Origin of the sequence: Microcoleus sp. S1D4, assembly GCF_036700765.1 — a bacterium.
Lineage (GTDB): Bacteria > Cyanobacteriota > Cyanobacteriia > Cyanobacteriales > Microcoleaceae > Microcoleus.
Genome location: NZ_JAUBPP010000021.1, coordinates 34,581 through 50,116, shown reverse-complemented (window position 1 = coordinate 50,116; position 15,536 = coordinate 34,581). Strand labels below are relative to the sequence as shown.

Below are 15,536 nucleotides of genomic sequence, written 5' to 3'. Positions count from 1 at the left end.
ATGCTTCAAATCCACTTCAATTCCCAGCATGGTTTGAGCGTTTGGAATGCGAGTCCTAGTTAAATCCGAGGACTTTAGCCCTCACTACAAATCGACATTTTTCGGGTAAAATCGAGTCTAATATTTTAATTACTGAGGCTTAGTGTCATGCCTATTCCCAAACTTAGTGAAACAATCATCAAAAATAACAGTTCTGAGCGATCGCTCAACCGAGCCGAAGATTACTATTTAGGTGGAACTGTTACTAACGCAGTCCTCCGTGGCAATATGGTGCAAGCAACAGTATACGGTTCTCAATCTCAAGCCTACAGCGTTAGCCTGCCGTTCAATCCTGCGGGATTAACATCTGGAGTATTCTGCACTTGTCCTTACGATGGCGATGGATGGTGCAAACACATTATCGCGACGCTGTTTTTGTGTCTGCGAGAACCCGAAAAAATTGAACATGGCGAGAGGCTGGAAGACTTGCTTTCTCGGCTCAACGATGCCCAAATCTATGAGTTAGTAGAGCATTTAGTGGACAATGAACCGTCGCTGATCAATGCGATCGAACTATACGTTAATTCTAACGCTGTGTCTGCGCCGACAAGCCAATTGACGAAAATACATCGCCAAAGTGCGATCGATCCTGCTCCTTTTCGGCGACAAGTACGAGACATTTTCCGACAAGCTGAGAATTATTCCGAGTATGAATATGGTTATGATGAAGAAGACCCGATTACAGAAGAAATTTTAGAATTGATTCAGCAAGCCCACGAATTCAGCGAACAAGGAGATGGTAAAAACGCTTTAGTAATTTTAGAAGCCATTACCGCAGGCTGCGTTGATGATTGGGATGACGTAGAAGAATATGGTTTTGAAAGTTATCAAATCACCAATGCTTTGAATGAAGCTTGGACAGCAGCCATTTTGACCGCCGAACTAACTGCTGAGGAAGAAATAGATTTTCAGGTGATGTTAGAAGGTTGGAACGATGAATGGGATTGTAATTTCAGCATGAGTTTGGAAGCTTTACGCCAAGGTTGGGACTACCCGCCACTCCAGCAGATATTGGAAGGAAACCTTACTGGATCGGGAATATGGGCTGATGATGCACCAGATTATGCTCGTGAATTAACCTTGACTCGCTTACAAATTCTCGATCGCCAGAACCGCGACAAAGAATACTTATACCTAGCCAAAGCAGAAGGCTGTATTCAACAATATCTGACCATGTTAGCTCGTTTGGGGAGAATAGAAGAAGCTGTGAAAGCTGCGGCAACCGAGATGACATCAGTCGAAGAAGCTTTTGCTCTAGTTCAAATTTTACAAGAAGACGGATACTCAGAAGAAGCTCTAAAAATTTGTCAAGCTGGGTTGAATTTACCCGGCAATTCCACCTACGAACTGGCAATTTGTATGAGTGAATTGGCCGATGAATTGGGCGAAAAAGAAGCTGCGTTTAATGCTAAACTTAAAATTTTTGAAATTCAACCTTCCTTGAAGGATTATCTTTCATTGCAGGAGTTGTCAGGAGATAATTGGTCAACCTTGAGAGTAGATTTGTTGGCAATTGTAAGAACCATTCAAAGCTACAGTTCTACCGAAGCAAAGGTTGATATTTTTCTGCATGAAAAAATGATTGAAGAGGCGATCGCACTTGTAGAAACATCTTACAGTTCCGAACTGGTTCATCGAGTGATGATGGCAGCAATTCCCCATCGCCCAGATTGGGTAATCGCCAATGCTTGTCGGCGCGCTGAATCGATTCTAAATGCAATGAAATCAGCCGAGTACGATAGTGCAATTAAGTGGCTAGAAAAAGCCCGTGCTGCCTATATACAAGCTGGGCAAAAAGTTGAGTGGTCTGCTTATCGCGCTCAACTGATGGAAGTACACAATCGGAAGCGGAAATTCATGGGTTTGTTCAGAAACTCATATTTAAATTGAGTCTTAATTTTACCCTAAATTTCTGGCAAAAATTGCAGAGTTTTGTGAAATTATCGGCGCTTCTCTGTGTCGATATGCCTCGCTTCTGCCGTTGATATTATGTCCGAGCGATTTCTATAACAAAAACAGTTCGTAGTGCGGAATTAAGTCTGCACGACGAACTAATTTTATTGCGGTCAATCGCTCGGACACGATATGATATCGTTTCCGGTTGCATCGGAATAATAAAATCGAGTCAACAGTCAGTAGGGGCGGTGGATGGTGCGTGCCCGCCCTCTTAATACCATTTTTCTAAAGATGTACTATAGATGAACTCTTAGCCCCCCCTTACTAAGGGGGGGTTGGGGGGGTCATATCTAGCTTTATGAAATTGGTATAACTTAACAGTCAACAGTCAACAGTCAACAGTCCACAGTCAACATTCATATATATGAGTGCAACCGAAATTGATATGATTTATCAATATTATTTGACATCAGCACTCGGTGCAACCCTATTCCAATTTACCCGAGAAGCACCGTACAAAATAAAATTATCCAAAAGTCCGTAAGCATCCCCGCAATTGTAACCCTTAGCCTCTACACATTTCTTGTCCGCCCTTTGATTCACCGCCACAAAAATATCAACTCCATCCGGCAACACACCCGCATACATCTTCAAATTAGCAAAATCATCAAGGATGTGACCTCCATCGTCCACAGGCGGCAATTTCCACTCCTTCGGATTATTCTTTCCCCCTAACTGAATTGCCCAAGCATGAGTACCATCAAGCGCTCCATTGTGAGCAGTATATCGATTCCAAACATTATTTCGCTTTTCCCCAATGCGCGGGTTATTCTCATAACCACCAACCCAATATTGTGACATAAATTTGAGAAAAACTCCAGCTTCTGCAGCTAGCGAACCGGTGCCGGGACTCAGATCTGTGTTTCTGCGGGAAAAAAGAACCTGGCTTAAATTCCAAGACCAATTTATCCTCCCCGGCTTGGTATTTATCCAGCTAGAAAAATCGCAAAAGTTACCCTTCCAAATGCAGTGCGGCCGCTTCAAATCCCATCCCTTACCGTAGTAATTCTTTCCGTTCCAGTGGCGCTTTTCCGGTTCGCGACTGCTAAAATTTTCTACTTCTTGGGTCATAAAAATTCCGTTGTTAGACGTAGTAGGAATTCCCAACTCTGTTTTGAAAAAAAGCTCCAAAGCAGAGCCTTGATGAGTTTCTGGTTTACCCGTTTTAGCAGCATATCTGCCGGAGGCTACCAACTGCTGCATAATAATCGTAGGAAATGCCGGACTGGTATTGGAATAATGATATTGACCGAGGGGATACTGAAGGCATCGCCCAGCCAAAACCAGCATAGTTTCTTCTAAATTAGGACTTGGCAAAAAATAGCCTGCGTTAGGGGAAATTCCCAGTTGAGTTTTAGCTGAACCGACAGATTTGTTTCCCCATTCATTGATAAGTAGCTGTTCTTGCGATTGAAAATCTGCTGCTGTTTTCAAATTCCGAAGCACTGGCAAATTTGCAGTTACATCTTGACCGTATCTGGGGGCGCTGCGCTGAAGTCCCGAGCGGTGCGAGAGCAGGTGTCCGAGGGTGACGTTTTGCCACTGTTTGTCGGCAAATCCTGAGTTGAGATTGCTACAATTACGGTCTTTAATTGCTACGGGAAATTTGACTTTCCCCGAAAATACGGCGTGCAATTTTTCAGGGATAATCGCGACTGGATATTGCTTGTTCAAACCGGGAATTAGGGGCGGATGATGCTGGGGATCGAACAATTTCATCCCTTCGATTTGCTCGTCAGTCAGTTCTAAGCCCGCCCGATCGCGCGCCGTCTGTTTCAGCGCCCAGCGCACCATTGCAAAGGTAACAGGCTTGCTGATGCTGCCCATACGCATGGGGGTATCTGCGGGTACGATCGCGCTTTGAGGAGCCTGCATATCGTCGCCGCAAGCCGGATTTGCGTTCAAGGTCGATCGGTCTTTCATGCGCCCCAAGCCCCAAACACCCACGGGCTTACCTTTGACAGAAACACCGAGGACAGCCGCACCGACGCAGCGGTAGCGCATGAACTCTGTCAGGGATTGCAAAATCGGCTGTAGTTGCGCGTCGCCGCTACCGCTAACGGGGATGCTTTCTTCTGCTAAAGCTATGTTGTTGTTCGACTCAAAAACTTTTCCGAAGCCTCCTAAGAGGATAGCACAAATTAAGGTTAGATTTGTGTAAAAAAATCTGTTAAATTTGATTGGATTGACAGCAATTTTTATCATAAAAGCCTCTGGTTTTAAAATGTAGGGCGGTACTAATTTTCCCGCCCTTGCGTAGCGATAGCGAGCGCGATTTTATAGATAATTCAACCGCAGATATCGGGCAGATGCAACACTGACAGACGCAGATAATTTCCAGATAAAAAAGCAATTTTTGCAAATCAAGTCTACTATAGAGGGACGGGAGGTGCGGATGAGAATACTAGATTTGGGTTGACATTAATTAATTTTTGGTCTTGCACAACCCCAATCAAATTGTCCTTGTAGAAGATACCAGTATCTTGAACATTATTGCCGTTCCACTCGCCAACTTTGAGAGAATAGCCGTCTGCGAAATTGCCTTTAATTTGAATTTTGTCTTGACCTAAAGTAAAATCGGTAATCGTAGCATAGCCGGTGCCGAGATAGTAAACATTGTTAACGTTGCCGAGTACAAATGTGTCCGCACCCGCGCCGCCTGCGAGAGAATCCGATTCAGTACCGCCGCCGATACCGTTACCAGCACCCGAAAAATTAGCACCGTCAAGGTAATCGTTACCGTCGCCGCCGATGAGATAGTCTTTGCCACTTCCTCCGAATAAATAATCGTTGTGAAATCCGCCGGACAGAAAGTCTTGCCCAGCACCTCCATACAGCATATCTTCGCCAGCTTCGCCGTATAATTTATCATTACCCGCGCCGCCATCTAACTTATCGCTACCGAAGCCGCCGTCGAGGAGGTCGTCTCCCGCGAGACCTGACAAGATATCATCGCCTTTATTGCCGTAAATTGTATCATTTGAAAGCTGAATTTGACCTTGGTTGTTGATTGTCCAATTTTGTCCAACTAAGGATTTGTGGAATTGACCGTCGCCGTTGACAGTGTTGTCGTCGTCGTAGTCTGTACCGTTGATAACTGATGACATTTTTGTGACTCCTGTTTACTTTTCAAGTGGTGCAAGGGTGAGAAAGACTCAACTAACTTGCTTGATGTGTCTAGTTTCTCCTTTCGTCAAGCAAGCGACAATGGGAATAAAATCAGGTGTTTAAAGAACTAAAAAATGGCTGGCAACAATGATTTACAGTAAAAACTCAGCTTAAATCAGTTAAAATAGGGAAAAGTCAGGGTAATTTCCCGATGGAGGAACAACTCTTCTCTGGCAATAGTCTGCATACTTACGTATATACGTACTCACGGGCGAGCCCATGAACTCAGAATTAGAATTATCTTGGAGCAAAACCAAAGAATCTGCCGATCGCATTTTTGCCCAAAACACTGGCAAATATCTCAGCGACCTCGAAACGAAAGTCCTGCAAGGTTCTTGGGAAGGCAAAAGTTACGATGAAATCGCCAAAACCTACGGCTACAGCGCTGAATACCTCAACAAAGATGTCGGTAACAAATTGTGGCACAAGCTTTCTGAAGCTTTGGGAGAAAGAATTACTAAGAAAAATTTCAAAGAAGCGCTGAGGAGAGCTTATGAAGCAGAACCCAGTCAATCTTTGTCTGCAAATCCGCCCTCGCCAACATTACCGACGGCGGCAAATTTGCAATTCCCCGAAGGTTCAGTAGCCTTAGATTCACCTTTTTATATAGAGCGTTCCAGCATCGACTCTCTCTGCGAGGAAACGGTTGTCAAACCCGGTTCTCTGATTCGGATTAAGGCCCCGGAGATGATGGGTAAAACTTCACTGATGAACCGGATTTTAGCTCGCGCTGTCCGAGAAAATTATCACGCAGTTTATTTGGATTTGAGCGCCGCCGATCGAGGAATTTTAACAAATCTTGATAAATTTTTGCGTTGGATGTGCTTGATGGTAAGCCGGCAGTTAAAGTTAGAAAATAAGTTAAACGAGTATTGGGATACGGATATTTTGGGCAGCAACGATAACTGTACTGTATACTTTGAAGAGTATTTGCTGGCAGAAATAGCAACTCCTCTAGTGTTGGGATTGGATGAAGTCGATCGCATATTTCCCTACACAGAAGTAGTTGAAGATTTTCTGGGGATGCTGCGAAGCTGGCACGAAAAAGCCAAAATTTCTGATATCTGGAAAAATTTACGGTTGGTAATGGCGCATTCTACGGAGGTTTATATTCCTTTGGATATGAATCAATCTCCGTTTAATGCGGGAGTGCCCGTGGAACTGCAGGAGTTTGACAGCCAGCAAATCCACGATTTGGCTGGGGTTCACGGCTTGGATTGGGGTGATGGACAGTTTCAAGAGTTGATAAGTGCGATCGGCGGACATCCTTATTTAGTAAGATTGGCAATGTATGAGGTTAGTTGTGGCAAAATTTCATTAAATCAGCTATTAGAAAATGCTGCCTCAGAATCGGGAATCTACAGCAATCATTTGCGGAAGCATTTAGAGATTCTGCAACAAAATCCCGAATTAGCTTTAGCTTTGAAAAAAGTTGTAAATTCCCCGGAAGCAGTTGAATTAGATTCAATGCAAATTTACAAGTTGCACAGTATGGGAATTGTGGGGCGGCAAAACAATTATGTCATGCCGCGCTGCAATTTGTACCGCGAGTATTTTTGCCGTGTTTTAGGTTGAAAAGCATGGTTTGCAGTTTATTGTATCAGATGCTGTTCGGTCGATCGACCGCGATTGCTGTAGATATCGCTTTGATATGGTTTCCGGTTGGATCGGAATGATTTAACCGCAGAGGACACAGAGAACGCAGAGGGAGACAAGAGAGAGATGAATAATTCACATGAATAGCGGATTTGGTATGAGTTTTTCAGTTTTATGCAAGTGGACTTAAGCTATAAGGCGGGGGTTTAAATCCCCGCCGGACTTCGCGAAAAAATGTGGAAAGTTGACACCAATAGCTGGTAATGCAAAACCTACAGATAGAATTAGACGAATGACAGGGTTAAATCCGCAGCCATGTTATCTGCAACTACAGCAATCATGTCACCTTGATAAAATATTTTCGTGTCTTTGAGTGACTGATTCCCATAACCGTATTGGCCCGATGTAAATTCGTAATCTTGCTTTTTACCCAGCATTAAGATTGCATCCCCATCAGATTTCTTAAAGTCCCGAATAATCGCATAAGCAGTCTCGCCTAAGCCATCTAAGTAAGGAAGTTTAGGGTCTGGGCCACCGTTCATAACTAGCGAGAATGTATCTGCTCCCGAACCACCAATCAAGGTGTCGATTTCATAAGAATCATATTGTCCTGGCCCGTTGGTGTGGCCGATGAGAATATCATCGCCACTATTGCCTTCCAACCAGTCGGAACCGCGGCCGCCACAAAGCTGATCTTTACCGCTACCGCCAAACAGGAAGTCGTCACCGTCAAGACCTTTGAGTGTATCTGCACCGCCACCGCCAAAGATTGCATCGCGAACCTGATTGTCATCACTCCCGATTAGATAGTCAGCTCCTGCTGTTCCCGTTATGTTGTCATTGGGTAAGCCACCGATTTTATCGAAGCTGCCGAACAAGCTGTTAGCAAAGTTACGGTCAGAGGCGATTATTTTACGTGTTTCTACTATTAAGTTATCATTGATGTCTGGCCGAGGAACGTCGGTAAAGTCTTCAATCAAACCGGAATTATTAGGCTTGGGCTCGTCATCGGGATTGGTTCGAGGAACGTCGGTCAAGTCTTCAATCAAACCGAATCTAGGGGTAAAAATGTTAGCATCGGCGATCGTTCTAAGTGCTGTCATGGGAGTAGTTCCTATTTGTGATGATTTTCTGAGTTTGCGGAAGCGATAAGTGTTTGTATTTGTTTGCTGCACCTTTTGCTTCCTGTTATCAGTTTCGTGCTAAAACTCTTGAACGGCAATGGTGATAAAATCAGGTATTGTAGGAACTGATAAATAGCTTCAGGCTTTTAATTTATAGGGAAAAATCAGGTGCAGCCTGACAAAGCATCATCAAAATCAGGACTCAGGAATCAGATCAAAGAAACCGGGTTTTTACCTAATCTGTCGCCTATAACCAAGGATTTGCCCAAAAAACCCGGTTTCTGACTGTCGATTCGCCAGTCGTCAAAATCAGCAAAAGTCAGGTTTTTTGATAAATCTCTACATAGTCAGGTTTGCGATCGTACAATCAAATCTAGATATGGGTGCAGGTAATGATGAAAGAATCTCCACTTGGTTATGAATATCAGATTGGCGGTAGTCTCCCAGCAGATGCGTCGTGTTACGTGACGCGCCAAGCAGACTTGGACTTTTACGAATGTTTGAAGGCTGGTGAGTTTTGTTATGTTTTAAATTCGCGGCAAATGGGTAAATCTAGTTTGCGGGTGCGGGCTATGCAAAGATTGCAAGCTGAAGGTACTGTTTGCGCTTTTATCGATTTAACTGGGATTGGTAAGGAGGATGTAACTGCGGAAAAGTGGTATGCTGGTATTGTTAATTCTTTGGTCAGTAGCTGTCAGCTAGGCAATAAAGTTAATTGGCGGAGTTGGTGGCGCGATCGCCGGGATTTGTTTTCGCCTCTACAGCGGTTTAGTTTGTTTATTGAAGAAGTTGTTTTAGTTGAAATAAAACAAGATATTGTTATTTTTGTTGACGAGATCGATCGCGTTTTAAGCATGAATTTTTCTACGGATGAGTTTTTTGCTCTGATTCGCTGGTTTTACAATCAAAGAGTTGACAATTTTTTATACCGGCGTTTGACTTTTGCGCTGTTGGGAGTGGCGACACCGGCGGATTTGATTGCTGATAAAACTCAAACTCCTTTTAATATTGGTAAGGCGATAAATTTAGGCGGTTTTAAAATTGATGAAGTGCAGCCTTTGATTGATGGTTGGCGGGGACAAGTTGGTGATGCTGAAAGTGCGTTAGCGAAGCCCTCGCAGAGGATCGCCCAAATCCTAGATTGGACGGGCGGACAACCTTTTTTGACTCAAAAGCTGTGCAAGTTGGTGCTTGAGGAATCTGCATTGGGAAATTCGCGATCGGTTGAAGAGGTGGTGCAGTTGCGGATTGTGGAGAATTGGGAGTCTCAGGATGAGCCTGAACATTTGAAAACAATTCGCGATCGCATTTTGAGAAATCAGCAAAAAGCAGGGCAGTTATTGGGGCTTTACCAGCAAATCTTGCAGCGGGAAATAGGCACTGATGGGAGTCGCGAACAAACCGAGTTGCGCCTCTCAGGTTTGGTGGTTCTGCATCAAGGCAAATTAAAAATTTATAACCGAATTTATGCCGAGATTTTCAATCTTGAATGGGTGGATAAACAGTTGGGCAAGCTGCGCCCTTATGCGGAAAATTTTAATGCTTGGAATGCTGCCAATTTTGAGGATAATTCGCGGTTGCTGCGGGGAAATGCCCTACAAGAAGCTTTGGACTGGGCAAAAAATCAAAGTTTAAGTCCTCTGGACTACCGCTTTTTAGCGGCGGCTCAAAATTGGGAAAAGCGAGAAGTTCAACAGGCTTTAGCAGTCAAAGAAGAAGAAGGTCAGATATTAGCAGAGGCGAATGAAATTTTAGTTTTGGCTCAACAAGAAGCAAAACTAAAATTAACTCAAGCCCAGCGGAGAGCTACCCGGATTGTGGCTATCGGTTCTCTAGTTTTGGCAGTTTCTATGATCACAGCAATCTCAATCCAATTACAAGTAAAAAAAGCCCAACAGCAACTGGCAGAACAACAAGTAATCTTGCAAACTTCATTTTCTAAAGCAGCTTTGGTTTCCGATTCTTTTGAGGCGCTGCTGAAAGCATTACAAGCAGCACAACAGATCAAAGGATTAGAAAAATTAGCCAGCAATGAGACACAGATACAAGTAACGAGGGGGCTACAACAGGCAATTTATCATGTTAGAGAACGCGATCGCGCGATCGGTCATCGTGGCGCTATCAAAAGTGTAACTTTCAGTCCCGATGGCAAAATTTTTGCTTCTGCTAGCGAGGATGGTACGGTAAAACTCTGGAATGCTAGACCAGCTACATTAATATCAACCCTGACAGGACATACTGGTAGAGTTACGAGTGTGAGTTTTCATCCTAATGGCAAGATTTTGGCTTCTGGAAGTGAAGATGGTACTGTCAAGTTGTGGGATGTAACGCGCAGCACTTTAATTAAAACTATTAAGGCTCATCATAGCTGGGTGAGAAGTGTCAGTTTTAGTCCTGACGGTCAAATTTTCGCTTCCTGTAGTTCCGCTGGTTTTATCAATTTGTGGAAAACAGCAGACGCTACATTATTAAAAACTCTGAAAGCACATACCCAGATCGTTACCCATATTAGTTTTAGTCCCGATGGTAAAACTCTCGCTTCTGCAAGTTTTGATACAACCGTGAAGCTTTGGAATGTTGGCGATGGATCTCTCATAAATACTCTGGAAGATCATAAAAGTAACACCAGAAGTGTCAGTTTCAGTCCCGATGGTAAAACCTTAGCTTCTACCGATCAAGACGGCATAGTGAAACTGTGGAATGTAGTAGATGGAACTTTACTGCAAAACCTTCCAACCCATCGCAGGGCTGTCTGGAGTGCAATTTTTAGTCCAGATGGCAATACTCTAGCCACTATCAGTTCCGATAGTACAGTCAAATTGTGGAATTTAGAGGATATAAACGACAATACAACTGAACCGCAACTTCTTAAAGGACATCGTGGCAGAATTTTGAGTATTGGTTTTAGTCCAGATGGCAAAACTCTGGTTTCTGGAAGTTTTGATAGTGCAATTAAGCTCTGGAATTTAGAGGTGAGGGAACCGCAAACCATTAAAGGAAATAGCACTAATGTTCAAGCTGTAAGTTTTAGTCCCGACGGTAAGATGTTAGCTTCCGGTAGCGACGATTTTAAAATAAAGTTATGGAATAAGAAAAATGGTACTTTACTCCAAACTCTCAACGGTCATCAAGGTCTGGTGCTAAGTGTTAGTTTTAGTCCCGATGGTAATATATTAGCTTCCGGCAGTGTTGACAAAACAATTAAGTTGTGGAATGTCCAAGATGGTAGACTACTAAAAACTCTCAACGGTCATAGCGCTTGGGTGAGAAGCGTTCGCTTTAGTCCAGATGGAAAGACCTTTGTTTCTGGCAGTTCTGATAGTACGGTAAAACTTTGGAATGTAGCAGATATGAGGTTATTGCAAACCTTTAAAGAACCTCGCAGTATTGTAACCGATTTAAGTTTTAGTCCAGATGGAAGAACTCTAGCTGTGGCTTGTTCTGACGGTGATATACAGCTATTAAATTTAAAAACAACGACTTTAATGCAGAGTTTTCCCGCCCATAGCGGTTGGGTAGCTACCATTAGCTTTAGCCCAAATGGTAAAATTTTTGCTTCTGGTGGTTCGGACAGTATAGTCAAACTATGGAATGCAGAAAATGGCCGATTATTGTTCACCCTAGAAGGACATTTATCTGATATAACTAATATCAGTTTTAGTCCAGATGGCAAGACTTTAGCTTCCTCTAGCGATGACGGTACAGTGAGGATATGGAATGTAGAAAATGGTCTGGAAATATCAATTTTAGAAGGACACCTTGGCCGCGTTACCAGCGTGATGTTTAGCCCAGATGGCAAAACACTGGCTTCTAGTGGGCTTGACAATACTATCAAGTTGTGGAACTTAGAATTTGATTTAGATCATTTTATCAGGCAAGGTTGCTTGTGGTTGGAAGATTACTTTGCTTCCCATCCTGAAGAGGCGAGAAAATTTAGCAAAATATGTAAATAAATAATTTATGGCTGAGCATTTATATCGCCAATCATCCTGACGAAAGGGCGATCGCCCAAATCTGCAATTCTTAAAAAAATTGAATAATATCGTGTCCGATATACCCGATCTAAGACGTTGATGTCACCAATGGCGGGGATGGGGCGAGTTGATGGGATTATTTGTGGGTTTCATAGCAATTCCGGTTGCACTCCTCATGATGTTAACTGTCAACTGTCAACAGTCAACTGTTAACAGTTAATTTACTATTTCGATGAAGAGAGAATTTGATATCATAGATAGTTGGTGAATCCGCCTCCTACAGGATTTTAGGATGTTTATTGCACACCAATAAACTTGTGAGTTTGCAAAGACAACCTATAACTCGGATGCTGTTTTAGTAACTCCAAAATAATCGGAATCGCCCGATCGCGCGATTCCCATTCCGGCTGCAAAAACACAGGCACATTCATATCTTCAACAAAATATTTTTTGTAAAAATCAACTTCTTCGCCCGTGCTAACTACCAACTTAATTTCATTAGCTTTCTTCCAGAAATGCTCTTCTACCGGATATTTAGGATTGACGTGTTCTTTAGGAGAAAGAGTAATCCAAGCCAGCGGCGAAACATCTTGCCAATAGGCACCAGAAGTTTCAATACTCACTTGCTTGTCAGCTTGTAACAATGCTGCAACTAACTCCGGTAAATTCGAGTGGATGAAAGGTTCGCCGCCAGTAATGACAACTCTCGGCGACTGCAATTGAGCTAGCAATTGTGCGATCGACTGCGGCACCGACGGCAAACCTTTGCCACCTTTGGAGTAGCCAGTATCGCACCAAGGACACCCCACGGGACAACCTGCCAATCTAATAAAATCAACTAAAGTACCTGTCCAATAACCTTCGCCTTGAACAGTGCACTGAAAAGTTTCGTGAATCGGTAATTTTATTTGTAAATTTGATGCCAGCATTTGTCACTTTAAATTAATAATATTTGTTGAGGATTTTGATTAATTGTAATCGATCGTCGGTAATTAATATAGTTCTAGATAAAGGGGTAGGCAGAAACCGGGTTTTTCACCAAAATACTGTATCGCAGCCTTGAATACAGATAAAAACCCGGTTTCTTTGGTCTTAATAAAGTTCCCAGCAACTAGAACTCTTTAATTTTGATGTTCCGGCTGCATCATAGTCGCCCAGCGGCGTTTCAGGGCTAAAGTTAGTCCGTCAGCAATGGGGACAACACTCAGAGTAACTCTCGGATCGTTACGCAATTTGTCGTTGAAATTACGAAGGGCGAGGGTACTTGTGTCTTGTACTTGAGGATCGGCAACTCGTCCCGACCACAGAACGTTGTCAATTACTATTAAACCGCCATTGCGTACAAGTTGGAGCGATCGCTCAAAATAAGCCTCATAATTTTCTTTATCTGCGTCTATAAATGCAAAATCAAAGGTTCCGGCTTGTCCCTCGGCTATTAGTTTGTCGAGAGTATTGATTGCCGGCCCCAATTGCAAGGAAATTTTGTTTGCGACACCCGCAGCTTCCCAATAGCGTCGCGCGATCGAAGTATATTCCTCGCTGACATCGCAAGCAATAATTTTACCGTTAGGAGGCAGGGCTAAGGCTACACACAGGGAGCTATAACCAGTAAAAACGCCAACTTCTAAGGTTTTTGTCGCTCCCATAAGCTGCACCAGCATCTCCATAAACTGACCTTGTTCGGGAGCTATTTGCATCATACCCATCGGATGCTTAGCAGTTTCTTCTCGCAGTGCAGCGAGAATATCTGGCTCCCGCAGGGAAATAGATAATAGATAATCGTAAAGTTTATTTTCTAGACCAATAGTTGAGTTCGCCATCGGTTTGTCCTTCCTGCTGACTTTTGATTTGAGATTGTATGCGTGCAGTTATTGGAAATCGGATACGGTAGAGTTAATTTTAGCTATTTTGCTGTGGCTGCAGCTTGCGGTATGACCCTCTCGGTGACAAGCTGGTAATTTATTTGCTTTCACGGGCGATCGACCTTTCAATCAGTTTATCTCAGCTGCAGGCGATCGAGCTGCTCTGCAACAGAAAAGTGGAGAGAGGAGCGTTTTGACATTGCTGCGTTCTTCTCCAAGTGTAACCCTGTGAGTTATACCAGTTCAAAAAAGAATGCCACTGTAGATAAGCTGTAAACCCAGACACAATCAGTCATTACTAATTTCAAATCTTAAATTTTAAATGGTATGACTTGGGGGAAATCTGACTTTATCCGATCGCTAATCGCTAATGAATAATTATTTATAACTTAGGCAATTCTCACAGAGAAACCGTTTTATTTAACTATTATTGCTCGGCGAAAGATCGTGTATTTTTTTCAAACAAACTAGGTGTCTGGAAACTCTTGTGTCCTGGAATATTACTAATCACTAATAAACTGGGTTGAACAATAGGACGCTTTATCAACTGTCACAGCTTATTCTTCTACACCCAAAAACCTATCCACAATCAAAATAACATTCCACGATTGAGATATAGCAAGTATTTCGATAAAAAAGTCAAGTTGTTGCAACCCTTGCCTAGCACTGTTACTCATAACTAATTAACCGAGATTAATAGGACGATTACTTAACTGTCACAGTTTCTGGCTCCATATCAAAACAACCTACTCACAATCAAAATAACATTTCACAAAGGCTCTCTTTATGTACAGTTTTGCAGGTTTTGGTGCGGGTACTGGCTTATTTTTATTGTTGATTTTTGCCATTCTGCAATGGCTGCACGTCCCCGCCGGCAGTTTTATTGATTGGGTAATTGCCATTGCTATTTTTGAATGGCTGTTGCTGATAGTTACTGTTCCTTGGAATGTCCATTTTGAAGCTAAAGAAGTTTTAGCGCAAGCGGCTGAATCTACTAAAAAAAATATTGCTGTCGATCATGAACAAGTCAAATACGTTAATGTATTAGTTCGCCGATCGCTCTTTGTGGCGATCGGCCTGCATCTCGGAAGCGCGATCGTACTTTACGCCCTAGCCGCCACTGGAATTAGTGCTGTGGGCTATCTCAGTTCCGGTGCTGCACTGCTGTTAACTGTAATGCGTCCAGCTATCCGAGGTTATCAATATTTAGCCCAGCGGCTGAGAACTATCCGCAGCCAATTTTTGTACCCCCGCGAAGATATTGTCGAACTCCGCAGCCGCTTTGCAAACTTAGAATCTACAGTTACAGATTTATCCAATCAATTCAGTTTAAATAATCCGAATTCGTGGGTAGCTGTCCAAGAGCGGGAGCAACAGGCTACCACAAGAGAATTAACTAATTTATCGGCATCTCTACAATCTTTGCAAGCGAAAAATCAGGCAGAACACACTAAACTGGCAAGAGATGCAGAAAGTGCGATCGCCCAGCTTACCGACGACGGACAATTTCTCAACCACGTCCGCGAAATCATCCGCTTCTATAAAGAAGCATAAAAAAAGTCAGTAGTCATTAGTCAGTAGTCAGTAGTCATTAGTCATTAGTCATTATTCATTTTAGCCTGAGCGAAGCCGAAGGCTAGTCATTGGTCATTTTAGCCTGAGCGAAGCCGAAGGCTAGTTATTAGTCATTGGTCATTAGTGCTTTCCCCTCCGAGCGAACGTCCAATGTCCGAACGTCCCCGATCGGGAACGTCATTAGTCATTAGTCATTTTCGCAATTTCCAATTACGAATTCCCGATTACCAATGACTAATGAC

The 15,536-nt window shown here is 43.1% G+C and carries 9 protein-coding genes; 4 read left to right on the top strand and 5 right to left on the bottom strand.

Features of this window, described 5'->3' with window-relative positions:
• Positions 1 to 147: 147 nt before the first annotated feature.
• The gene (locus QT998_RS20425; protein ID WP_333117388.1) at positions 148 to 1,929 is read left to right on the top strand and encodes an SWIM zinc finger family protein; all 1,782 of its coding nucleotides are present in this window, start codon (positions 148 to 150) and stop codon (positions 1,927 to 1,929) included.
• Positions 1,930 to 2,394: 465 nt separating this feature from the next.
• Here the strand turns inward: QT998_RS20425 and QT998_RS20420 are convergent, their stop codons facing one another.
• Positions 2,395 to 4,200: a serine hydrolase gene (locus QT998_RS20420; RefSeq protein ID WP_333117389.1), complete on the bottom strand. Its 1,806-nt coding sequence runs from the start codon at positions 4,198 to 4,200 to the stop codon at positions 2,395 to 2,397.
• 167 nt (positions 4,201 to 4,367) lie between these two features.
• Positions 4,368 to 5,102 (bottom strand): calcium-binding protein, encoded by a 735-nt coding sequence (locus tag QT998_RS20415; RefSeq protein WP_333117391.1) that lies wholly within the window; start codon positions 5,100 to 5,102, stop codon positions 4,368 to 4,370.
• A gap of 280 nt (positions 5,103 to 5,382) precedes the next feature.
• Here QT998_RS20415 and QT998_RS20410 point away from each other — a divergent pair, with 280 nt between their 5' ends.
• Entirely contained in the window at positions 5,383 to 6,738 is a 1,356-nt protein-coding gene (locus QT998_RS20410) for an AAA-like domain-containing protein (RefSeq protein WP_333091786.1), read from the top strand.
• Between the two features lie 305 nt (positions 6,739 to 7,043).
• Here the strand turns inward: QT998_RS20410 and QT998_RS20405 are convergent, their stop codons facing one another.
• On the bottom strand, positions 7,044 to 7,862 hold the full coding sequence (locus QT998_RS20405) for a calcium-binding protein (RefSeq protein WP_333091788.1): 819 nt from the start codon (positions 7,860 to 7,862) through the stop codon (positions 7,044 to 7,046).
• A gap of 413 nt (positions 7,863 to 8,275) precedes the next feature.
• Here QT998_RS20405 and QT998_RS20400 point away from each other — a divergent pair, with 413 nt between their 5' ends.
• Complete coding sequence (locus QT998_RS20400) at positions 8,276 to 11,836, top strand: AAA-like domain-containing protein (RefSeq protein WP_333117392.1); 3,561 nt, start codon at positions 8,276 to 8,278, stop codon at positions 11,834 to 11,836.
• A gap of 317 nt (positions 11,837 to 12,153) precedes the next feature.
• Here QT998_RS20400 and QT998_RS20395 read toward each other — a convergent pair whose 3' ends face one another.
• Positions 12,154 to 12,786, bottom strand: a complete 633-nt coding sequence (locus QT998_RS20395) for a 7-carboxy-7-deazaguanine synthase QueE (RefSeq protein ID WP_333117393.1) — start codon at positions 12,784 to 12,786, stop codon at positions 12,154 to 12,156.
• A gap of 192 nt (positions 12,787 to 12,978) precedes the next feature.
• Positions 12,979 to 13,677: a class I SAM-dependent methyltransferase gene (locus QT998_RS20390; protein WP_333117394.1), complete on the bottom strand. Its 699-nt coding sequence runs from the start codon at positions 13,675 to 13,677 to the stop codon at positions 12,979 to 12,981.
• Between the two features lie 828 nt (positions 13,678 to 14,505).
• On the opposite strand from QT998_RS20390, the gene QT998_RS20385 reads away from it, so the two are divergent.
• Complete coding sequence (locus QT998_RS20385; RefSeq protein WP_194070632.1) at positions 14,506 to 15,273, top strand: hypothetical protein; 768 nt, start codon at positions 14,506 to 14,508, stop codon at positions 15,271 to 15,273.
• Positions 15,274 to 15,536 lie beyond the last annotated feature (263 nt).